This is a genomic window from Zhongshania aliphaticivorans (assembly GCF_001586255.1).
Classification (GTDB): Bacteria; Pseudomonadota; Gammaproteobacteria; order Pseudomonadales; family Spongiibacteraceae; genus Spongiibacter; species Spongiibacter aliphaticivorans.
The window spans coordinates 2,422,943-2,445,500 of record NZ_CP014544.1 but is presented as its reverse complement, the minus strand read 5'-3'; the positions used below and the strand labels follow the sequence as shown (position 1 = coordinate 2,445,500).

16 protein-coding genes are annotated in these 22,558 nt (G+C 52.3%); 6 read left to right on the top strand and 10 right to left on the bottom strand.

The genetic code is table 11. The annotated features are described in order from the left end of the window. Positions 1 to 67: 67 nt before the first annotated feature. On the top strand, positions 68 to 721 hold the full coding sequence (locus AZF00_RS10835; RefSeq protein ID WP_008249492.1) for a DsbA family oxidoreductase: 654 nt from the start codon (positions 68 to 70) through the stop codon (positions 719 to 721). Positions 722 to 797: 76 nt separating this feature from the next. On the opposite strand, the gene AZF00_RS10830 is transcribed toward AZF00_RS10835, so the two are convergent. Further along, positions 798 to 1,244: a thiol-disulfide oxidoreductase DCC family protein gene (locus AZF00_RS10830; RefSeq protein WP_008249493.1), complete on the bottom strand. Its 447-nt coding sequence runs from the start codon at positions 1,242 to 1,244 to the stop codon at positions 798 to 800. A gap of 42 nt (positions 1,245 to 1,286) precedes the next feature. Beyond that, positions 1,287 to 1,883 carry an arylesterase gene (locus tag AZF00_RS10825; protein ID WP_231856151.1) on the bottom strand — a complete coding sequence of 199 codons (597 nt, stop codon included), beginning with the start codon at positions 1,881 to 1,883 and terminating at the stop codon, positions 1,287 to 1,289. A gap of 61 nt (positions 1,884 to 1,944) precedes the next feature. Between AZF00_RS10825 and AZF00_RS10820 the strand changes: the two genes are divergently transcribed. After that, positions 1,945 to 2,658: an ABC transporter ATP-binding protein gene (locus AZF00_RS10820; RefSeq protein WP_008249500.1), complete on the top strand. Its 714-nt coding sequence runs from the start codon at positions 1,945 to 1,947 to the stop codon at positions 2,656 to 2,658. Next, positions 2,655 to 5,150, top strand: coding sequence for an ABC transporter permease (locus AZF00_RS10815; protein WP_008249501.1), 2,496 nt, complete (start codon positions 2,655 to 2,657; stop codon positions 5,148 to 5,150). The genes AZF00_RS10820 and AZF00_RS10815 overlap by 4 nt, the downstream gene beginning before the upstream one ends. 22 nt (positions 5,151 to 5,172) lie before the next feature. Here the strand turns inward: AZF00_RS10815 and AZF00_RS10810 are convergent, their stop codons facing one another. Continuing rightward, a complete protein-coding gene (locus tag AZF00_RS10810) occupies positions 5,173 to 5,838 on the bottom strand; it encodes a TetR/AcrR family transcriptional regulator (protein WP_050985187.1) in 666 nt (221 codons plus the stop codon). Positions 5,839 to 6,105: 267 nt separating this feature from the next. Here AZF00_RS10810 and AZF00_RS10805 point away from each other — a divergent pair, with 267 nt between their 5' ends. After that, positions 6,106 to 6,897, top strand: coding sequence for an SDR family oxidoreductase (locus tag AZF00_RS10805; protein ID WP_008249513.1), 792 nt, complete (start codon positions 6,106 to 6,108; stop codon positions 6,895 to 6,897). Positions 6,898 to 6,917: 20 nt separating this feature from the next. Here AZF00_RS10805 and AZF00_RS10800 read toward each other — a convergent pair whose 3' ends face one another. Both AZF00_RS10800 and AZF00_RS10795 read right to left on the bottom strand, forming a co-directional pair. Then, positions 6,918 to 10,637 (bottom strand): translocation/assembly module TamB domain-containing protein, encoded by a 3,720-nt coding sequence (locus AZF00_RS10800; protein WP_062383778.1) that lies wholly within the window; start codon positions 10,635 to 10,637, stop codon positions 6,918 to 6,920. Then, complete coding sequence (locus tag AZF00_RS10795; protein WP_008249522.1) at positions 10,634 to 12,430, bottom strand: autotransporter assembly complex protein TamA; 1,797 nt, start codon at positions 12,428 to 12,430, stop codon at positions 10,634 to 10,636. Before AZF00_RS10795 ends, AZF00_RS10800 begins: the two co-directional genes overlap by 4 nt. Before the next feature lie 301 nt (positions 12,431 to 12,731). On the opposite strand from AZF00_RS10795, the gene AZF00_RS10790 reads away from it, so the two are divergent. Together AZF00_RS10790 and AZF00_RS10785 are read left to right on the top strand one after the other, a co-directional pair. Further along, entirely contained in the window at positions 12,732 to 14,018 is a 1,287-nt protein-coding gene (locus AZF00_RS10790; protein ID WP_008249534.1) for an MFS transporter, read from the top strand. Between the two features lie 416 nt (positions 14,019 to 14,434). Beyond that, positions 14,435 to 14,914: a response regulator gene (locus tag AZF00_RS10785; protein ID WP_008249536.1), complete on the top strand. Its 480-nt coding sequence runs from the start codon at positions 14,435 to 14,437 to the stop codon at positions 14,912 to 14,914. A gap of 26 nt (positions 14,915 to 14,940) precedes the next feature. Here AZF00_RS10785 and AZF00_RS10780 read toward each other — a convergent pair whose 3' ends face one another. From AZF00_RS10780 to AZF00_RS10760, 5 genes are all read right to left on the bottom strand, one after another. After that, entirely contained in the window at positions 14,941 to 15,606 is a 666-nt protein-coding gene (locus AZF00_RS10780; RefSeq protein WP_008249537.1) for a nitroreductase, read from the bottom strand. A 308-nt stretch (positions 15,607 to 15,914) separates the two neighbouring features. After that, on the bottom strand, positions 15,915 to 18,389 hold the full coding sequence (locus AZF00_RS10775) for an aminotransferase class V-fold PLP-dependent enzyme (protein WP_062383774.1): 2,475 nt from the start codon (positions 18,387 to 18,389) through the stop codon (positions 15,915 to 15,917). Positions 18,390 to 18,941: 552 nt separating this feature from the next. Further along, on the bottom strand, positions 18,942 to 20,339 hold the full coding sequence (locus AZF00_RS10770; RefSeq protein ID WP_062383772.1) for a sigma 54-interacting transcriptional regulator: 1,398 nt from the start codon (positions 20,337 to 20,339) through the stop codon (positions 18,942 to 18,944). A 51-nt stretch (positions 20,340 to 20,390) separates the two neighbouring features. Continuing rightward, a complete protein-coding gene (locus tag AZF00_RS10765; protein ID WP_156474859.1) occupies positions 20,391 to 20,876 on the bottom strand; it encodes a hypothetical protein in 486 nt (161 codons plus the stop codon). Between the two features lie 58 nt (positions 20,877 to 20,934). After that, positions 20,935 to 22,485, bottom strand: coding sequence for a HAMP domain-containing sensor histidine kinase (locus tag AZF00_RS10760; protein WP_008249542.1), 1,551 nt, complete (start codon positions 22,483 to 22,485; stop codon positions 20,935 to 20,937). Positions 22,486 to 22,558: the final 73 nt, after the last annotated feature.

Here is a 22,558-nt window from a genome sequence, read left to right as displayed (position 1 = left end):
ATACTCTGCGCGCACAGCAATAAACCATTGGCGCCTAGCCCGTTGTAATTAATTAAAGGAGACAAACATGAGCAGTAGTTTAAATATTATGCACATTGATATCGTATCTGACGTTGTCTGTCCATGGTGCGTCATTGGCTACAGGCAGCTCGCAGCGGCGTTGGAAGCAAGTGGCACGCCACATGAAATTCATTGGCATCCCTTTGAGCTGAATCCCAATATGCCTACTCAGGGCCAAAATCTCCGTGAGCATATTGCCGAAAAATATGGCACGAGCAAACAGCAGTCGCAAGACAGCCGAATCCAGATGACTGAGGCTGCTGCGCAAGTCGGATTTGAAATGAATTTTAGTGACGATATGCGAATGCATAACACGTTTAACGTGCACCAGTTATTACATTGGGCAGATCAGTTCGGGCGTATGCACGAGCTAAAACAAGCGCTTTTTACGGCTCACTTCACCGACGGCAAGAACCTGTCGGACATCAATGTTCTAGCGGACGTCGCTGCCAATATCGGACTCGAACGCAGCGAAGCTTTAGCTGTATTGACCGATCAGCGTTTTGCCAACGACGTGCGAGTGGCTCAAGAATTCTGGTTAGACCAAGGTATTCAAGGGGTGCCCGCGGTAGTATTTAATCGCCGTCACCTTGTGACCGGTGCCCAAGGAATTGAGAATTACACCCGTATTTTGAAGCAGCTGGCCGAAGAGAGCGCGTGAGTAATGAGACGCTAGCAATGTGATTTTGCAGCGCTGCCGCATAGCTAATCCTACGCGGGGTGTGGGGCTAGCTAGGTTAGTAATATCGGCCTTCTTGCTCAGCGGTTGGCAGGGGGCATTGCTCGTAGCGGCCAAACAAACGGTAGCGATGGCGGGCAATAAGATCGTAGAGTAGATCGCGAATGGGGCGAGGGATCAGTGAAAATAAGAGCAGTGGCCGCCAGGGCCAGGGCAACTGCTTAATAATTTGGAAAATCGCCGTGCTTTTTTCAAATACGCGACCACCGGTAAAAAAATAGACGGATTCAATATCGCTGCTTGCTAAACGGTAATGCTCAAATAACGCGATCCCGACGGGCGATTGCACGGTGGCAAGTTTGATGTGCTGGTGGCTGTCAAAGCGAATGATGAAGCGGCTCCAAAAATGACAGAACTTGCAGACCCCGTCGAACACCACGAGTTTATCGTCGGGGCCTAAGAATCCGGGCGGCGGCGGGTTCGCTTGCTCAAAATTGCCACCCATAGTGCTTCCTCTGTCTTTGCTAATACCTTCTCTTACCAAAACTTAATTCAGCAGGGGTGTCAGTGCTGGCAATACCTTCTGTACTATCAATGCTTGGGCGTCGGCGTTGGGGTGTATGCCGTCGCTTTGCATTAGGCTGCTATTAGTGGCGATATTGTCGAGGAAAAAGTCTATCCAAGGCAGATTATTGGCCTTTGCGATTTTTGCATAGCTGGCGGCAAAGGCCTCGGTATAGCGCTTTCCGTAGTTAGGCGGAATTTTCATGCCGAGGAGCAGCGGTTGAGCGCCGGCCTCAATACTTAAATTGATCAAGGCTTGCAGGTTCTTACGTAAGGTATTCACGGGGTAACCGCGCAGGCCGTCATTGCCGCCGAGTTCGATGATGACGATGCTCGGCTGGTGCTCCGCCAATAGCGCGGGCAGACGGTTTAAGCCTCCGGCACTGGTTTCGCCGCTGACGCTGGCATTGACCACGGTATACGTTTCGGGGATTTGCTTGCTGAGCAGAGTCACCCAGCCCAGTGCGGGGTCAAAGCCGTAGCCTGCGCTGATGCTGTCGCCAAGCACCAGTATATTGGCTGTTTTATCAGCGGCGCTCGCATAGGCTACAGACGTTGTGCCTAGCGATATTAAGCTCAAGAGTAAAAGTAATCCGGCACGGCGACGAAGGCGTGAATAAAATGAAAACACAGGTTTCAACATGATTCGAGTACAAGATCTCTGTAAAACGGTCACCAGCGGTGCCCAGGAACTTGCCATATTGCGAGGGATTAACCTCGAAATCAAGGCGGGGGAGAGCGCGGCCATTATTGGCGTGTCTGGGGCGGGCAAGTCGACCTTACTAGGTTTGCTGGCTGGCTTGGACAATGCCAGTAGCGGCGCGGTATTTCTGCACGGTCAAAATATCAGCGTGATGACGGAAGATCAGCGCGCTAGTCTCAGGGCCAAGCATGTCGGTTTTGTGTTCCAGTCCTTCCAGTTATTGCCGGGTTTAACCGCATTAGAAAATGTGATGTTGCCACTAGAGCTGAGCGGCCGCTCTGGCGCTGCCGCTAAGGCAAAAGTGTTTCTTGATAAGGTCGGCTTGGCCGAACGCGGCCATCATTACCCCCGTCAACTCTCTGGTGGTGAGCAGCAGCGGGTTGCTCTGGCGCGGGCGTTTGCGGTGGAGCCAGATATTCTGTTTGCCGACGAACCCACCGGGAATTTAGACGAGCACACTGGTCAGCGCATTATAGAGTTATTGTTTGCGTTAAATAGCGAGAGCGATACCACCCTTGTACTGGTCACCCATGAGTTACCCCTCGCGCGACGCTGCGAACGACAATTTGTGATGCACGACGGTGTTTTGAGTGAAGAATTTGATAATGGCGGCGTTGCGACACCAAGTGATTCTGCGCTGGACGCGCTATGAATATTGTGGCGGCACTGCGCAATTTTAGCCGCGCTTGGCGGGGCGGCGAGCTGGGCTTATTGGGTTTTTCTCTGTGTTTGGCGGTATTGATTGTTACCGGCATCGCGGGGTTCTCGGAGCGGCTCAGCGGCGCCATGACGCAACAGAGTCATCATTTTTTAGCCGCAGATCGGGTGCTGAAAACTGCCCGCAGTATTCCTGAGAGCTGGTTAACTGAGGCCCAGGCACAGGGCTTGCGCACTGCCAGTGTGGTGAGCTTTCGCTCGATGGTCGCTGCGGATGACAACATGCAATTGGCCTCGGTGCGCGGGGTGTCAGAAGCCTACCCATTAATTGGCGAGTTAGGCGTGAGCGACACGGCCTTTGGTGAGGTAGAGCTTGTCAATCGCGGCCCCCAAACAGGGGAGATTTGGTTGGACTCCCGCTTAATGGCATTGCTGAATTTAGCGCTTGGCGATGAAGTCAGCTTAGGTGAGGCGAATTTCAGGCTTAGTCGGGCGCTGCTCAGTGAGCCTGATCGTGGTGGCATGAATGACATGCTAGCACCACGGGCAATGATCAATATCCGCGATTTGGCGGCCACCGAGGTTGTGCAGCCGGGTAGTTTGGTGCGCTACCGCTATTTATTTGCGGGTAATACTGAACAGCTTGATGCCTACGGGGCGTGGCTTGCACCGCATTTAATTGAAGGGCAACGCTGGGAAGACCTGCGCGATGGGCAGCCGGCGCTAGCGAACACCTTAAAGCGGGCCGAGGGCTATTTATTGCTCGCGGCGAGTTTGGGCGTGGCCCTTGCGGGCGCCGCAATTGCCTTGGCGGCGCGGCGCTACGGCGACCGCAATACCGATAATGTTGCCGTAATGAAGGCGCTGGGTGCCCAGCGTCGGCAGATTTTATACCGCTATCTTGGCCAATTGCTCCTGTTGTGCAGCGGTGCGATTACACTGGGCGGCTTATTGGGCTTTGGCTTGCAAGAAATTCTGTTCAGTAGCTTGCAAGGCTTAATTGATATTGAAATTCCGCCGCCTAGCTGGCGGCCCTTTATGGTCGGGGCAATTACCGCCGTGGTATCCACCGCGGTATTTGCCTTGCCGCCGCTGTGGCGCCTGAGCAAAGTGGCGCCGTTGCGGGTATTGCGCCGAGACCTTGCTGACAATAGTGATGACTTGCTGAGCAGTGGTTTGATTGGCTTGCTCGGCGTTGGACTATTAATGTGGTGGTATAGCAAGGACATTCAGCTTAGTGGTGCGCTGTTACTGGCAAGTCTGAGTTTAGGTTTGTTGGCCGCGGGCTTGGTGCTGCTTTTGATTTCTCTGGCTCGGCGCGCAACGGCGAGTCGCTCACAGGGCGCACTGCGTCTAGCGCTTGCGGCTATCTACCGGCGACGCTTTGGCAATGCTTTTCAGGTGGCAAGTTTTGCCCTGGCGTTAATGGCGCTAACTACCTTGGGCGTGTTGCGATCAACATTATTGGCCGATTGGCAAATGCAATTGAGCGAGGGTGCGCCTAATCATTTTTTAATTAATATTCAGCCAAATGAAATTTCGCCCTTGAATGCCTTTTTCGCTGAGCATCAAATTGCGGATGCCGGTTTATACCCCATGGTCAGGGGCCGTTTGACGCATATTAACGAAATGCTACTTAAGGACATTGAGGGTATTGATGCCGAGCGCGGCAATGTTAATCGAGAAATAAATTTGAGCTGGGCCAGTGACTTACCTGAAGATAACCGTCTAGAGGCGGGGGCTTGGTGGCCCGAGGTGAGCGTTAAAGGCGCTGACAATATTGCTGTTTCAGTAGAGCAGGAGCTTGCCGAGCAATTGCATCTTAAGCTTGGTTCAGTGCTTAACTTTAATATTGGCGGGCAGACTTTGCAGGCGGAGGTTGGCAGTATTCGCAGCTTGGACTGGAGCAGTATGCGTCCCAATTTCTACTTTATGTTTCCGCCGGGCAGCTTAGAGAAATACGCCGGGAGTTATATCACCAGTTTTTATTTGGCGGAGGGCGACAAGCCGTTGCTTACCGCGTTGTTGCGGGCATTTCCCACGGTGACCTTGATTGAAATTGATGCCGTGATTAAGCAAATGAATACCGTAGTCGCGCAGGTGAGTGCCGCCATTGGCTTGGTTCTGCTATTGGTTGTGGTTTGCGCCTTGCTAGTGAGCGTGGCGAATGTGCAGGCAAGCCTAGACAGTCGCCTACACGAAAATGCCATATTGCGTACCTTGGGGGCGAGCAGAAAACTTGTCGCCAGCGGCTTGCTGTTAGAGTTTTCTGCAGTAGGACTGCTAGCCGGTTTGTTGGCCGCCCTAGGCAGTAATATTGCGCTTTATGGCGTGCAGCGTTGGGTGTTGGATATGGACGGCGTTTGGCATGGCGAGGTGTTTTTGGTGGTGCCATTACTGGGCGCGGTGACAATGGCTGCAACGGGGTGGTTTTATTGCCGAGCCGTACTTACTACGCCGCCATTATTGGTTTTGGGCCGCTTATAACGATGAGTTACAGCCGAAGGATTTATTCGGCTGCTGGGCTCGGCGTTGCTGGTAATTTAGAAATATCGGTGGGGTCAGTGCAAAGCCCCGCGATCATCATGCGCAGCGATTTTTCTGCTTGAAGGTCGAGGTCGCGGTGATAACCATAGGTGTCGCCGTGGTCAAGCATTAGCGTCGCAACGCCGTGTACGGCGGCCCAAACGGTGTGTGCCATTGATGCAACATCGTCGAGTTGACGAATAACATTGGTTTTAAAGCCGCGTTCAACACCGGCGCGGACTTTGTAAATTGCTTCACGGCCAGCGGCAAACAGTTCTGGGTAGTCATTGCGAGGCTGTAATACCGGGCCAAACATGAGATGGAACATTTCGGTATGGAGTTTGGCGAATTGTACATAGCTCAAGCCAAACATTAATAAGCTCAGGTCAGCCCTTGGTTCATTTTCGCTTGCTTCACACAATGCAAAGAAGCGGCGAAAACCTTCGGTGGCCAGCGCTGCAAGCAAGGCATTTTTGTCTTTAAAGTGCCGATAAGGCGCAGTTTGTGAAACGCCGATCTCTCGAGCGAGCGCGCGCAGGCTCAGCTCGCCAATGCCACCAGTAACGAGGTGCTTTTCGGCGAGCTCCATCAATTCCTGGCGGAGATTGCCGTGGTGATAACTTGTGCTTGTGTTGGTGTCAGTTGTCATAATGTATTCGCCCGTCATCGTGCGGTAATGTTGACAGCGATTATATCTGATGTCATGTGTTTTTTAGGTTTTCTTGAGTCAGCAACAATACGCTTTAAGTAAAGCAAAATTCGGACCGACCTATTTTGGGGGCTATTCTACCCAATTCCCACCTAGCCGTCTCGGTTGATTAAGTTTGGTGGCCATTGCTAGTGATGATAGGCCTAGGGTTAATAGACCCGCTAGTAGGGTTTAATCCTTAATATAATAGAGCGAGGAGTGAGCAATATGGATTTGCAGGTTAAGGGTAAAGTGTTTTTGCTTGCGGGGGCGAGCAAAGGCTTAGGCTTGGCAATAGCCGAACAGCTGTCTTTAAACGGTGCGTCGGTGGCCATTGCGAGTCGCAGCGCGCAAACTATTGAGGCTAGCGCCATTGAATTGGCCGGTCGCAGCGGAAATCCGGTAAAGGCCTATGTGATGGACGCGAGCGACGGCGCCAGTATTCAGCGGTGGGTAACCGATGCGCATAGCGATTTCGGGCGAATCGATGGCTTAGTAGTGAATGCCGGTGGGCCGCCGGTTGGTCAGTTTGATAGCTTTGATGATGAGGATTGGCTGGCGGCGTTTAATTTAACGCTGATGAGTGCAGTGCGGATGGTACGCGCGGCGCTACCGCATTTACGTAGTGCCGGTGGCGGTGCCATATTGACCCTAACGTCATCCTCAGTTAAAGAACCCATCGATTTTTTGCTGCTATCCAATGTAATGCGGGCTGGCGTGACGAGCTTGGCCAAAAGTTTGTCAAAACAGTTAGCGGCCGAAAATATCCGCGTCAATAATTTGATACCGGGCTTGATTGCCACTGATCGCATGCAGAATTTAGACAAACTCCAAGCGCAGGCTAAGCACCTTAGTATTAGCGATCAACGCCGTGCCAATGAGCAGACTATTCCCCTTGGTCGCTATGGCGAGCCTGCTGAGTTTGGTAAGGCGGGGGCTTTTCTACTGTCACCGGCCGCGAGCTATATTACCGGCGCTAGCTTGGTGGTGGATGGCGGCACAATGAAAACGGTCTGGTAGTGGCCGGGTAAACGGCGCACTTAATCTTTACCGTGTTCTACCCGGTACAAGAGGTCAATGCTTTGCGTTTCGCCAGACTGGGCTTTTAAGCCCAGCGATTTGCTCAGGGTGTAGTCCAATTGAACACTGCCTGCAGGGGTGAATAGGTTTTGTACATAACTGATGAAAATACTTGGCGTTAAGTACTTGCCCACCACCAGTGAGCTTTCCTCATAGCTGTCGCCGCCCTGAAAATTTAACACATCCATGCCAAAGGTACTTTGCAAGGTACTGGTTATGCCCTTGCTCTGGGATATACCCAGTGACGTTGCGGCATTCATGACTTGATTCGCATCAGACTGACTCATTGCACCGGGCGCTTTGCCGGTGATGAGCATTGAAATCACGTCTGTGGGCGGCATAGTGGGGTCAGAGAATAAATCACTGCGTATATCCTGCGCGAAGCCGCCAATATTGATACCGACACGGTAGGGTTCCACCTCGCGCACGGCGGTAATATTCAAACCGGGATTGTCTACCGGCCCTTGGAATAGCAGTAAGCCGCGCTGAATACTTAAGTCTTGTCCGTAGGCTTTATACACCCCGTCGTAGAGCGAGAGGCTGCCAAAAGCCTGTACTGCAGCTTGGGACTTTTGCACTATTTTGAGCTTGCCGCCAAAGCGGGTGCTCAGGCCGTAGCCGGTAAACTGAAAACTGTCGTCTAGGGAGATGGTGACCTGGGTGTCAATTGCTCTCGTGGCGGCGATGGTAGGCGCGCTTTTACTGCTGATTATCACCTCGTCTGCGGACACCGAACTGGCCTGTGCGGGCAGAGATTTTAAGGTGAAATTACCTTGGGGGATCGCGAGGCTGCCTCGAATCTTAATGAGTTCGGCGGCAAGGCTGATATTAATATCCGGCGAAATAAGCACCTTGGCATCTGCAAGATCAACGGCAGTGAAGTTTTCGCCGCTGATGGCGATATTGCCGGTGGGGCCGTTGCTCGGTTCAAAAACACCTTGGCCGATGAGATTGATGCGGCCTGCACCGGAGCTGATGCCGGCGTCTAGCTGCCAGTCGCCAGCATTGGCCAAGTGAAGGCTGGCGCTGCCAGAATTAAGCGCGAGACCAATGGCGGGCAATTGCATATGAAGATTGTCTAGGCCCACGGCGCCGACCAGCGCGGGTGCCGCGACGCTGCCATTAATGGCAAGATCGGCATTTAGGCTACCGTCGAGTTTTTCAAGTTCAGGAAAGAAACCGCCGAGCCAAAGTAGGTTGTCAAATTGGCTGCTCACTGAGCCCTCAATTGCGCTGCCGGGGTCAAGACCACGGGTGTTCAGCGTGCCGTTCATACTACCCACTTCGGCGATCACAAATGCCATTTCGCTGCGTATTTGATTGTCTTTGAGGCTGGCGTTGGCGCTTAAGCTGGCGTGGTGTTCAAGGGCTGCTTCGTCAACACCGGCCTGGTAGCGGATGAGAATCGGTGCTGCTGTTAGCGCGAACTGGCCAGTGAGTTGGTCTAGCTTACCGGCCACATTAAATTCGCTGTCGACTTTGCCTTGCAGAGAGGATCCCGGCGGTAGACCGGCACTGAAGCGATTGAGTGACAGACCCTGAATATCGCCATTGAGCTTTATGGTGTCGTCATTGAAGTTCAATGCAACGCAGAGGCTGGCGGGTGCGGAGTCTTGTTCTTGAACTAAGCAGAGCTCGCCTAGCTGTATCTCGGTCGCTGATGCACGCAGGGAGTTTGGCGCCTTAGAAAACCAGGGGCCTAACATTGGGTGGTTTGCGGCGAGGTGTTCAATATGTCCGTGCCATGTGGCGCTTGCGGTTTGCGCTTTAGTCTTGGCAGATGTTGACGCAGTGCCTAAGCCACCTGACAGGCTTAATTCAATTTGCTGATTGCGATCCGCGACTTTAAAGGCGAGTTTATGATTTTCTAAGCTGCCGGTGCCGTTCAACTCCATATCAGCCTTAGTGAGTGGGCCGACATTGAGTTCTGTGGCGTTGACCTTCAGTGTCAGGCTTTGGTCTGCGCTTAATTTTGCGTCTAGATCGGCCTGGGCTATCGAATAAGCCAAATACTGGAGTTTGGTGGCACTCGCGGTGGCATTGATCTGCGGTGTGTTTTTGGTGGCACTGCTTAGTGGGCCAAGCAGTGTGGCCAGCGGGCCACCGCGTAGGCTGCCTTCGCTAGTCAATGCGCCACTGAGTTCAGGCAAAATTTGCCCGAGGTTTTGTGCGTCAAGCTGCCAGTCTAGGGAACTGGTTTCAGCAAGCTTGCCGTGCAATTGCAGGTGGTTATCGCCGAGTTGCAGCTTGAGCTGCTTAAATTCTTGGCCGCGTTCGCTAAGCCGTATTTGGCCGCTGCCCTGGGCGGTCCGTGCCAAAAAATCGCCATTAAGGGATTCAATGTCGACGCTGAGCTGGTAGCGATCGCCCTGCCAATGACCATTGCTGTTGAGTTTGGCTGACAAGTGCGCGGGCCATTGGGGGGTGAGGCTGCGGCTATCCAAGTTCTTGGCCGTTATGGCGAGCTGCCACTGCAGCGCTTGCTTAGCGCTGGCAGCTGTATTATTGAGAAAATTATTGGCATTGACCTTACCGTTTACGGCTAGCTCACCGACTGCGGTTTGCGCATCAAGCTTGGCAATGGCAATACTGAGTTGATTGCCATTGAGCTTGGCGGCGAACTGACCGGGTTCTTTGAATACCGCGTTCAGTATGCTCGCCATGTCTGGAGCGGTACTGGCGGAAATTTGCGCGGTACTTGCTGGCGCCGGAGTCGTTTTCTGGGGATGATGCTGGCCGTCTGCGCTGATGGTGGTGTCTAGGTTTAACTGGTAATCCTGCCAGCTCCCTTCAATGGTCAAACTACCCGTGCTCTGCAATGCCAGCTCAGAGGACGTTAACGCCGAGGTTTTGAAATTGTGCCACTGGTTATTAAGACTAAGTTGAATTTCTCGGTAGTCGATGACCATATGCTCGGCACGATAGGGCAGACGAACTTTGGCCTTAGAGTCGAGCAGGGCGGGTTGGTTTAAGCGGTGGCTCAGTTGTAGTTCGCGTAAATCACCGCTGAGTTGAGCCTTGCCGCTGAGGGCGCCAAACTCCTCGGTGCTTGTTTCCCAATCCACATTAATGTCCATTGGGTAGGGCGGTGTATTGTTGATTCGACCGTGCATGTTCAGCCGCTGAGTGGCGGTTTGAATCTTTAGGGCTTTAATTTTACTGCGTGTTAAACCGAGCGCCGCGCTGAGGTTTATCTGTTCAATGTTTTGAATATCGCTTCCTTGAATAAGCTGCAGCTGGGCGATTTTTAGGTCGTCGATAGCAATAGCAATGGGCAGGCTTAAACTGGGCCAGGGGCCGGGAGATGTCGCGCTCGGCTCTGCAGTGGGTGTAGCGCTAGCGTCAATTTTTATACGCAGCTCGTCGAGGTGCAGTTTATTGATGGCTAAGCTGCCACTGAGTACACCCCATAAATTCCAGCTGCTGTCTAACTGCCCGAGCTGGATGTCTATCCCATCTAAGGGAATATGCAGGCCTTCGAGCTGTATGCCCCGCGCTAAGCTGCCGCTATAAGAGGTGAACTCGGCTTCTGGCGAGACTAGCGCCAGACCACGGTGTAAGAGCCAGTCGCTGCCGCGCTGAGTATCTAATATGAGGTAAACACTGGCCACACATAAAAAGGCCAGGGCAAACAAGGCCAGTAGTGTGCGGAATAAATAGCGCCCGAAGGTAGCGATCATAGATCCGGCCCCATGGATAAATGAAAGTGAAAACCACCGTCTTTCAGCGGGAATGCAAAATCGACTCTGACCGGGCCAATAGGCGACAACCAGCGCAGACCAAAGCCAGCACTTTCATAAAAAGTGAAATCGCTGGTATCAAAGGCGTTGCCAGCGTCATAGAAGGTGGCAAGCGCGAAGTCGCCCCAGACGCGGTGATCGTATTCAATGCTGCCGGTGAGGCGGTGACTGCCGCCGACCACTTCGCCTGCGGCGTCTTCCGGGCCTAGGGTTTCATAACCGTAGCCGCGCACACTGTTGTCGCCACCGGCAAAAAAACGCAGGGAGGCGGGTAATTCTGAAAAATCATCGAGGGCGGTAACACCGAGTCCACCGCGACTAATAACACGGCCGCCCCAAAGCGGGAATATCAATTTGGCGTCGAGTTCAGCTTGGGCAAGGCTGACATCAGATACCACGCCTTTCAGCGCGCCGCGCACAGCCGTATTGATTCGCCAGCCTCGGCTGGGGTAGCGGCGGTCATTGGCTTCGCTACGCGACCAGCCGATACCTGGCATAAGCAGGGTAGATGTGTTGCTCGTTTCGGCGATATCGTAGCTCTCGCGGAGAAACTTGAGGCTTAAGGTTTGAATCCAGTTGTGATTTTGCAGGGAAATTTGTGCCACTTCAGCGCGGTAGCTGGTGCTGTCTGAGGTATCGGTTTTCTTGCGCTCAACGCCGGTTGCCAGCTGTATTTTGTCGGTCAGCGGTTTGGCGCCGGGTAAGGTGTATTGAAAGCTGAGGTTGGACAAAACCGGTGAGTACTGACTCGCAACTTGATAGGTGTGGCCGTCGTCATTCACCCGCCTATTGCGCAGCCCATAGCTCACGCGTGGACCAGTGTCCGTTGAGGCGCCAATGCCGGCGGTGGTTTCGTATTTTGGTTTATCCGTGCTCGTTATGCTCAGGTCAACACTGTGACTCTCTGGGTCGGGGCTTTGTTGGTCAATATTGACTGAGGAAAAATAATTGCTGCTGATTAAATTGTTTTGTAGTTGCACAATTTTATTCGGCTCGAAGGCGTCGCCAGGCTTAAAAGGGAGATAGCGTTCAAGGAAACTGGTTTTGAGCAGCGAGGGGCCAAAGTCTATCTCTCCGAAGGTATACGCGGTGCCGCTATCAAATACTAAGATAATGGCGGCGCTATGCCGGTCGACATCCACTTCCAAACGGTGTTCCACAAACTTGCCGTCAAGGTAACCAGCGCTGCGCGCGCGTTGATTAATAGCCTTTTTTGTTTCTTCGTAGAGCTCGTGTTGAACCGGGTCATTGATGGCAATAGGGAGCTTGCTCAGGTATTTGCTGAACAGCGGGTCACTGGCGCCCGGGCCAATAACCCTCACATCCAATTGCTTGATCAGGGTTTGGGGGCCCGGTGTTAATTCCAGCGTTAGCAGCCAGCAGGCCTCAGCCTCTGGTGTGGATTTAGCTGACTTAGCGCTGCCAATCTTTTTCACGACCTTGGTGATTGGGTTGTTGTTAATGAGCTTAGGCTTGATGCGTGCGTGTTCGCGGCGTAAAACCCAGCTGCCATGGTAGTAGCCGAGGGCGCGCAGGGCTTTGGAAATATTGTCGTCGCTGCCCCGTAAGCGACTGCGTAGTCGCGCTTCAGTGGTATTGCACGGAATGTCGTCAAGATCGAGGTGAGCGCGAATATTCTTTTGCAGTTCGCTTTTGCCACCATCAATTTCTAGGCTAGCGGAATCCTCAGCCCAAGCGGGTAGTGTCCAGAGTAGGGCGCAGAATACCGCCATGGCAGCGCTGCTGCTTCGCCTCTGGGCTGAAGTTGCTGAGAAAAATAACGCTCTAAGCATAAATCCAAGTAGTTTTCGTAAAGTTGCTGCCCGAATGTAGCGGGGTGTTTTATGGGGTGAATGGCGTATAACACGCGGAGTGCATTTTAGCTGGCCAACAGTGTTTGTGATACGTATGACTTAGTGTTTAGATTTAACAGTGACTAGTTTAGTACAATAAGATACATACACATGCTATAGCATATAGAAACTCAGGGCCGCCATATAGCATTGCGGTTGTAGCTCCTAAAATGGACGATTCATGAGACGTTTATTACTGCCCCTGACGGCGTTGCTATTGTCTGACGCCTTATTATTACTCGCCCACGGCATGATGCTAACACTGCTGCCGCTGCGGGCTGAAATTGAGCAATTTAGCCCAACAGAAATCGGTTTTACCGCTTCCTGCTATTTTGTTGGCTTTGTGGTTAGCAGCCTAATGACGCCACATATTGTGCGACGGGTTGGCCATATTCGTAGCTTTGCGGTCTTGGGTTCGGTTTTTTCCGCCATTGTGTTTTTATTCCACGCACTGCCCGTATTTGAAGTCTGGCTGGTGCTGCGCTTTGTATTGGGCTTTTGTATCTCTGGTTTATACATGGTGATCGAGAGCTGGCTGAATGACCGCGCCACGCGGGAAACCCGAGGCACCTTGCTGTCGACCTACACCGTAATCAATTTAAGTATGATTATTTTAGGTCAGCAAATGATTAACTTTGCCGAGCCGTCGGGGCCAGTGTTGTTTGGCCTTGCCGGGGTGTTGTTGTCGCTGGCGATTGTGCCGGTGTCACTCACGCTGACCCTGGCGCCTGCGCCAATGCAGGTAGTTAAGCTCGATTTTAAGCGGCTGTGGCAGCTATCCCATGTGGGCATGGAAGGCGCGGTATGCAGTGGTTTAATCACCGGCGCATTTTGGGCCTTGGGGCCGGTGTATGCACGGGGCCTCGGCTTAGATACTGCGCAACTGACCTTGTTTATGAGCGGCGCGGTATTGGGTGGCGCACTTTTTCAGTTACCACTGGGGCGTTTATCTGATCACTACGACCGGCGGCTGGTTTTGTTTTTTACCAGTATTTTTGGCGCCGTGGTGTCGCTGATTTTGGCCTTTATTCCGGCCAGTGGCGATTTCCTATTGTTGCTCGCGGTGCTGTGGGGCGCGTCTGCGATGACCATGTATTCGATCTGTTTGGCCCATACCTCTGACAACGCCGAGCCTAGTGATTTTGTGCTAATCGGCAGTGGCATATTGTTTATCTTTGGCGTGAGCTCGGCGCTGGGCGCGCCACTGGCCTCGCTATTAATGTCGCTGCTTGGCCCACAGGGTTTGTTTGTATTTTCAGCCTTGAGTTTGCTTGGCTTTACCTTGGGTATTGCTATTCGGCGCAAATCCCATGAGATGCCGATTGTCGATGAAACTGAACCTTTCCGCCCCGTATCGGTGACCTCGCCGGTAATTTTTGAACTCGACCCCCGTATGGACGAAGATGCCCTAGCGAGCTCAGAAACGGATTCCGGTGGCGATATGCCGCCGGACGGCCCCGTGGTTTAGCATTTTATCGCAGTGACAGCGGTGTTAAGCCCAGAGCGCTGCGGCCACCAGTTTTTCTGGAAATTGGATACATGCTTTACTGCAATGATCGCGTCGTTCCTGTGATATTCGGGTAGTACCGCTCTTGATAGTATCGGTGCCCGAGGTGGGTCGCTGAATACGCCACCGTTAGATGTTATGCGCCAATGTTCAAGGACCTAACGTAAACAGTTGGCATTATTAAGCATGATTTACGTAAAAAGCATCGCATTTTGCTAATCATAAAGCGCGAGATGCCGGGAGGCCGAGCTTGCTGGGTTTGTTGATCTTTTAATTTGGCTTTTAATTCAAGTGCTTACACTGTTTACATTGTGTGGCTTAAAGCTTGCTCTATCCTGATTAAGTGAAGAACGTAGATTTGATGGGATAGGTGATGTATGGAATTTTTTGAAAAAACGGAAATGCATCTTGGTGGCCGCGAGGTGAAAGTCTTGGTTGTAGAAGACAGCCGAGTAGAGCGCATGCGTCTGCAAGCGGTATTGCAGAGTATGGGCTTGGCGGTGATCGCAGCTGAAAATGCCGCTGAGGCCCTACGTTTTCTTAAAAAGCATCCAGTCGATATTGTTCTAAGCGACTGGCGTATGCCCGGGGTAAATGGTCTGGATCTGTGCCAACGCTTGGCTGCTGATCCTGACTTAGGGCGGCCATACTTTATTATGTTAACCGGCCAGAGTGCAGGTGCTGATTTGATTGCAGCAATGGACTCCGGCGCGGATGACTTTATTGCTAAGCCAGCGTGGCGCGAGGAGTTAAGGGTGCGCCTGCAAGCTGGTATTCGCAGCTTGCAGCGCGGCCAGTCGATTAAACCCGGGCGTGAATATACGGGGGGATTTACCCGGGTGTCGACCAAGGCGTAGTCGCGGCTGCGTTACGCTATGTAAGTTTAGCTAATAAACTCTACTGTCTCGGCAAGCGGAGCGCGGTCCATGATAACGTCATTGATACGGGCACCAACGTCTTCATAGCCAAAGGACAAACCACAGATAATTGCGTTGCCTTCAGGTATGTTGGCTATTTTATGCACTTCATCGGGGTAGAGCGCCAGTGCGCCCTGGGGGCAGCTCGCTAAACCGTGTTCAACTAATACCAGCATTAGGGTTTGCAGGTAAATGCCAATATCCACCGCATTGACCGGACCCATTGTGCTGGGCATAGAAATAAAGGCCGCGTGGGGGGCGTCAAAAAACTCCCAGTTTTTCATCATCAGCGCAAAGCGCTTGTCTTTTTCGTGACGCTCAATACCCATGGTTCCGTAGTAGCCAAAAGCGCACTCGTATTGACGCTCTTTGTACACACCCGCTAAATTCTGGTCGCCGGGAATAAAGGTTGGAGAGGGTGTTTTACCTGCGCCGATTTCAGCAAAAATCGCGGCTTGAAGGTCTTTTCTTGCCTGCCCAGATACAACGACGGTGTGCCAGGGCTGGGTATTGCAGTTGGATGGCGCCAAACTGGCGGTGGCAAAGATTTTTTCGAGTAACTCTGGGGCAACCGGGTCTGGTTTAAAGCCGCGAATTGAGCGACGTGCCGCGATGGCATCTGAGACATTCATGCTTTTTTATCCTACGTTCGCGAGAAATACTGAAAGGTTTCGGTGAAAACACGTGCGCCAAGATAAGCTATTTGGGCGTTCGTGTCACCGTTGTAAGTGGGGGCATTATACACGGTCACTGTTGCCGGTGACGGCCGAAACAGCGGTGGTCAAAGTCCTGACGTGAGCGCAGGTAACGATAGCGTCCCCCAGTTTTTGTTGCCGAAAAACACGGGGGAAGCAATCCATTGTGTTGGCATACCTGCGGCTGCAGCCCCTTAGGGGGCTGCTCGGGACTATGGTGGCGAACGGAGCGGCACCGGTTTGTATTAACCAGCAGGGCTGCGCTGGCCTGCAACTACGCGCCCCCCCGCTAGGTTGACCCAGCGAATGCACTCGTCCATGACCGATAATGCGTATTCAAGCCGCGCTTCGGTTTCGTAAAACGGGACGCCAAAACGCAATAGCTGGCGCGCCTCGCCTCGTTTGCAGGTGTCTTTTATACACTTGCAGTGCACCCCGCGTTGATTCATTGCGTGATATAGCGGATAGGGGTCGTAGTCCTTGAACGCCACGGTAAGTACGCCGGCTTCACAGCTGAGGGCGTATTGCTTGTTCAGAAAGCGATGCTCAATATTGTAGCTTAACAATAAGGCGTCTAGTCCTTGTCGCAGCTTGCTGGCCAGATAGCGGCAGCGCTGACGAATATTGGCTTCGCCGATTTTGCGGTGCAGATCCAGCGCGGCGCCGACACCGGCGAAAATTGAGAAGTCCATGCCGCCGGCGGGAGAAAAGCCCACTGAGCTCGCATCGTCGATTAGCGGCAGGCCTGACCAGTTTAAACCGCCGGACTGCTCGCGAAACGCTGGGCTTGTCCACATTAGGCCGCTGCCGCGAGGGCCAAATAGCCATTTGTGACAGCTGCCAAACACCACGTCTGCGTAATCTAATGGGGGCGCCATGAGCCCCAAGGACTGGGAGACATCGTAAAGTACCCAACACGTCGGTATACGCTCTTTTACGGCGCGCCCCCAATCGCACACCGGGAATATATGCGCGTTGTCGTAGGCAATATGCGAAAAGAACGCCACGTCTGGCCGCAGCGTGTCCACGGCCTCGATAAACTGATCGTAGTGATTCAGTTGATCTGGGCTGAGGTAGGTGACCTCGAACTCGGGGAGCCGCTCAAAAGCGCCGGTGCCGCCAATATGTTCGTGGGGTGTGGTAAGCACTTTTAGTTTGCGTTGCTTGGCATTGCACATACGAACCAAATTCAAGGCCAGTATGTTAGAGCACTGGGAGGCACCGGCACTAATCTGTAATTGGTGTTCGCGGTTTGGCCACAAGTCGTTGGCGCTTGTCACTGCCGCTAATAAGGCTTTGCGACCTTCGCCGTATTGGCCTACCGGGAAAGCCATAATGTCACTGGTTTCGAATTCGCGCTGGGCGCGTAGTACTGAGGCCGCAGGGCTACCGAGGGTGCCAGGGTTTAAATTAATGTGGTCATAGGCGAATTCCGTTTGTTGAAAGCGCTGCCAGCGCCCTTCATCATCATCGCTCTGGGGTGTGGTGATGAGTGGTACTACGTCACCAGAGGCAGTCTTGGCCGCTTTTGCCTGTTGCTGCCAGCGGTGGCTGGGCTGTAATTGCGTGGTATTGATATTATTTTTATAGGGCAGCAGCATCCCTAAGGTTTTGGCGACGACCTCGGCGAGACCTTCTTGCTGCCCGCGACGTTCGACGTGGCGACGCTCTACCGTATAGTCAAGTTTACTGGGTTCATTTTCCCCCCGTGGGTCAAAGCGGCCACGCTGAATTTCAACCGGAAAACCTTCATCTTTCACTAAATCTCTGATGGTGTCGGCCAGCTCGTTAATCGAAAAGGATTCTTCGGTGAGGTGATTAATTACTCGGTGTTCGTTTTTGTCTGGCGTCTGCTGCCAAAGCTCGGCCATGGAGCTTACGGAATCGTTAAGCGACATCAGCCCGGTGCGCTGGTGGCCGCTGCCGTATACCGTAAGTGCTTGGCCACACAGTGCCTGTGTAAGGAAACGATTCACCACGGTGCCATAAAATTCGTCGTAGTCTAAGCGCGTATAAAGGGATGCATGCTCGGCGATGTCGCTTGTCCATGCGCCAAATATGGTTGATTGCATTACGTCGGTTATACGCAGTCCCCAAATCCGGCAGGCAATGGAAATATAATTGGTGTCGTTGATTTTAGACGCGTGATAAATATCGTCGGACTGCCGAGGGTAAGGCACCGGGCGCTGTGCCGTTTTACCGTTGTAACTTGGCCGAAAATACCCTTCGGCGATATCTAAGCCAGATTTGGCGTATTCGCCAAACGTGCCCAGCTTGATGATATGGCAGTTAGGTACATGGTCTTTGACCGCCCAGAGCAAGCGCATATTGCCTTCTTCATTATTTCTTAGCGTCATGAGGGCGTCTTCGCGACTACGCATAGACAGGGGAGCGGAACACTGTTGGGCGAGGTGGTAAATTGCGACAGGTTGGCGCGCTCGAATCAGCGTCGTAAGTGCTTCGCTATTAACATCTAAATGTAAAAATTCCAGGTTGGTTACGCCATATATACTGCGGCTGGCCGCTAAGCGTGAGCTGGGGCTGGAAATTGGAATTAGGCTATCAGCGCCAAGACTTTTTACGAGGCGTCGTCTCGACAGATTGTCGGCGATGATGATTTTTCGATCACGGTGCTGCCGCGCCAGTCTAAGGGCTAGGGGCCATCCTAAGTAACCGTCGCCACCAAGAACGATTATTGGGGCATTGTTTTTTTCTTCCATTGTTGCTCCTCCGTGTCGTTGTATCTGTCACTGGCAGGCTTAATGATTTGCACATCTTCAGCTCAGCGGGGTTGATGAGGAGGACTAGCGCAATTGCTGTGCCATAAAATAAATTATTTAAAATCAATTGCTTATGAGTTGTTGTTAGCAGGCGCCAAGTAGAGAGAGGTGATTTTGTTGCTGAAATCCAACACTTATACCTAGTCCGAACAGGGCGAGCATTGGGGGGAAATCGGTCGAGGGCCAATGGGGCTTGATGAAACCTGCGGGGAAGCCCCTAAAGATAACGGCCTTGGGAGTGCTTGGTGGCATGGCGCGCAGGATTTTAATTCCCAGAGTTTACCGATTCGCTGTTGTTCTAGATAAGCGACACTGGGGCGCAGTTACTCTGCTCTAGTGGGGAGTGCTTACGCATTTGGCATGGCGCTTGTTGTGAGTGTTGTGCGTTTGGCGCGAATAGCATTCACCACGTAGGTGATCAGGGGCACAGTTAGTGCCCCTCAGATCGAGATGAGTGGGCGCCCGATTTCAACTTGGCGAATGCTTTTGGAGTTATAGCTGCTTAGGCTGAATTGATTTGTCTGCTGCACTTTGGCCGCTGGGCGTAAAATCCCCCGCTTGGCCTCTAAAGCTATGCGGGTCGAGGTGATGGCGCCGAAGTAGGCGGTAAAACTCGGTACGGTTGCGTTTGGCTAACTGGGCGGCTTGAGTAACGTTGCCACCGGTGACTTGCAGTACCTCAACTAAATAGTCGCGTTCAAAATGATCTCGAGCGTCGACGAAGGACACGATATTACTCTCGTCTTGTTTTAGGGCCTTTTTAACTAGCGAGACTGGAATGACGGCGGTGTGAGAAAGCACCATGGTTTGTTCCACAACATTGCGCAGTTGGCGAATATTGCCCGGCCAAGATGCCGAGGCCAGTGTTTCCATGGCCTCAGAGGAAAAATGCTTTTTACGGCGCTCATTCGAAAGTTGTTCAAGAAAGTATTGAGAGAGCAAAGGAATATCATCACGGCGGCTGCGCAGTGGCGGTAGTTCTAATTGCACAACATGTAAACGGTAATATAAATCCTGACGGAATGTACCGTCTTCTACCAACTTTTCCAGGTCGTGGTGCGTTGCGCAAATTATTCGAACATTAAATGGAATAGAGGCGGTAGCACCAACAGGGCGAACTTCTCGCTCTTGTAACACACGTAAGAGCTTTGCTTGAAAATCCAGTGGCATATCGCCTATTTCATCGAGGAACAAAGTGCCGCCGTCTGCGGCGAGTACAAGGCCTTGATGATCGCGGGTGGCGCCGGTAAACGCGCCCTTAACGTGACCGAACAGCTCGGACTCCAAAAGGGAGCTGGGTACCGAACAGCAATTCAGGGCGATAAAAGGTTTGTTTGCTCGAGGACTCGCGCGGTGTATGGCGCGCGCTAATAGCTCCTTGCCGGTGCCGCTTTCACTTTGAATTAAGACACTGGCTTCGCTCGCGGCAACCATTTTGGCCTGCTGCAGGGTTTCCAATACGCTTGAGTTGCGGGTGACAATTTCAGCAAAAGGTGAGCTATTACCCTCGGTCTCGCTTTCGTCGCTGCAAGACAAGGCGAGTGCACGGCTAACTTCTGCGAGTAAGGCATTGCTGTCGAAAGGCTTTGTAACATAACTGAACACGCCTTGTTTAGTCGCTTTGATCGCATGAGGTATGGAGCCGTGAGCGGTGATAACGATGACTGGCAGCGAAGGCTGATTGAATTTGAGCTTTTCAAATAGCGCCATGCCATCCATCCCGTCCATGCACAAATCGGTAATCACTAACTGGGGTTGAAAGTTCGGAATATACGCGAGAGCATGTTCGCCGCTTTCGGCGGTTTCGACCTGATGGCCCGCTGATTGTAAGCGGAGCTTGAGCAGGTGGAGAATATCCGCATTGTCATCAACTACCATTATTCTCGACATAATATCTCCGTTACTATTTTGAAATGAATACCATGGTGTTTTCCCCGCGCGTTATTTAGCGCCGATGTGAGTTTGTACTTGGGGGTAGTTTAGGCTGCTTTCGATTAGCATTAGCTTTTCAATTTTCTGACGTAAAGTCGCATTGTCAGCAAGGAGACGCTGGCGCTGAGCGGTGCTATTTAACAGAAATTCTGCCAAGGTATCGTAGCTGCCGGTTTCGTCTATTAGGCGGTCAAACCGATAATCTGCGGCGGTTTTACTGCGGTTCACATAGTCCCGCAGCAGCCGCACGGCCATTTGATTGCTGGCCGGCGCGGCATGAGGTTGCATCAATACAATGGCTAGCCACAGCATGTTGTAGTCATCGCGCTTGGCGCGATAATTTTTTTCGGCCAGATTGAGTTCGGCGTCTAATTGGCTGCCGGAGACATTGCTAATATAGTTGGAAAAGGCGAGTAAGCCGAGTTCAGTGCGAGGGAAGGCCTTACCACCAGCGGTGTTTGTCATGCCAAGGTTGAAGGCGGATGTGCCGTTCATGGCACAGCCTGAACCCAGCAGTGCGATGGCAAGCAGCGGTGCTAACACAGGCCAGCGTTTAGCCGTGCTGCGGCTCGCGAGGTAGTGTAAGACGCAATCTAGCCCCTTTATGAGTATTGATGACTTCAATGTTTCCACCGTGTGCGTTGCTATATTGTTTCGCTATGGATAGTCCCAGTCCAGAGCCTTCGGCGTTCTCGTTCATTGTCGATGGCGATTTGTAAAACGCCTCAAAAATGCGGTCGTGCTCTGAATCTGAAATTCCGGGGCCTTCGTCGGCGACATCTATAACTGCCCACTGCCCGTCTGTGCGTAACTCGATGTTAATGCGGCCGCCGCTTGGCGAAAACTTCACCGCATTGGATATCAAATTATCTAGCACTGTGGTGATCTGCGCGGTATCTGCGTAGATCGAAACTTTGTCGAGTGCTGTTATTAGCGATATGTCTTTGGCACGAATTTGCAGTTGTTGTTCCCTAGTGACCCCTAAAATTTGTTCATCGAGCTGCAGTTTTTGGTAATTGAAGCTTTGGAATGGCTGCATTGACACGCTGTATGTGAGTAAGTCGTCGATCTGTTGCTGTAAATTTAGACAGTTGCGCTGGAGGATGACGGCGATTTCTCGCTGGTCATTATTGAGTTCGCCCATGACACCCTCAGAAAGCAGACTCGTACCTTCGCGCAGGCTGGCGAGGGGCGTTTTTAGTTCGTGAGAGAAATGTTGCAAGAAGTGCTGCTTTCGACTTTCAAGTTGCTGTAGTTGTTGGCGCAGCCACTCTAGGCGTGCGCCGAGCTCGCGAATATCTTTTGGTCCTTTTAATGAAATATGCTTATCGAGATTGCCATTACCAATTTGTACAAGACTTTGGTCGAGGTCGCGGATATAGCGCGACAGGGGGGGAATAATCCAAAGCGCGGTAGCAATCACCAGTGCTAAGGCGACTCCGGCCTCCCAGAAAAGTGTTCGCCGAGTTTTGGCTGCCGTGTCTTTCATCTCCTTAACGCGGGTTTCAATCGACAGGCTGTTATGGGCGATTAAGGTTGCCGCAATGTCGCGAAGTTCTGCAAAGATCTCGACAGTGTTGGCGGCTTGATCGGCGCCGGGGCCATTGGTGGCAAGCTCAGCAAAAACCTGCTTTTCTTTTTGCAGAAGCATGCTGATGGTGTTTTTTATTTTGGAATCAAACTCTAATGTGACCAGTTCAGCAGCGGTGTCGTTTAGTTTTTGACGAAGCTGCGCATAATTTGCCAATAGACTTTCATTCCCTAACACCTGATAGATGCGGGCGCTGCGCTCCATGTCTTTTAGTAGTTCCGATAGTGTTAGGCTGTGCCGTACTGCCTCAGTGGAAAATATTACGGCCTGCTGGCCCTTAGACGTCGCTTTTTCAACATAAAGCCCAGCAATGGCCAATGCGGCAACCAGCAGGAGAACTAAGCCAAGGAGTCCCGCCGACATGAGCTGGGTTAGCGACCGGGGGTAGAAAGAGAAGTAAGGTGTGGGCCGCCAGCGCGTCAGTGCACTGCGTAATGGCAAAGAGAATGTGGCCACATCGCTCCCCTTTGATGTTGGCTGATCGGTTGATTCGTGAACAAAAAATATTGTCATAACGGCGCCTTTTGATTCGGAGTTTTTGCAACCTCATTCCAATTGTTCGCCGTTAGGGCAGGCCAGTGGCTAA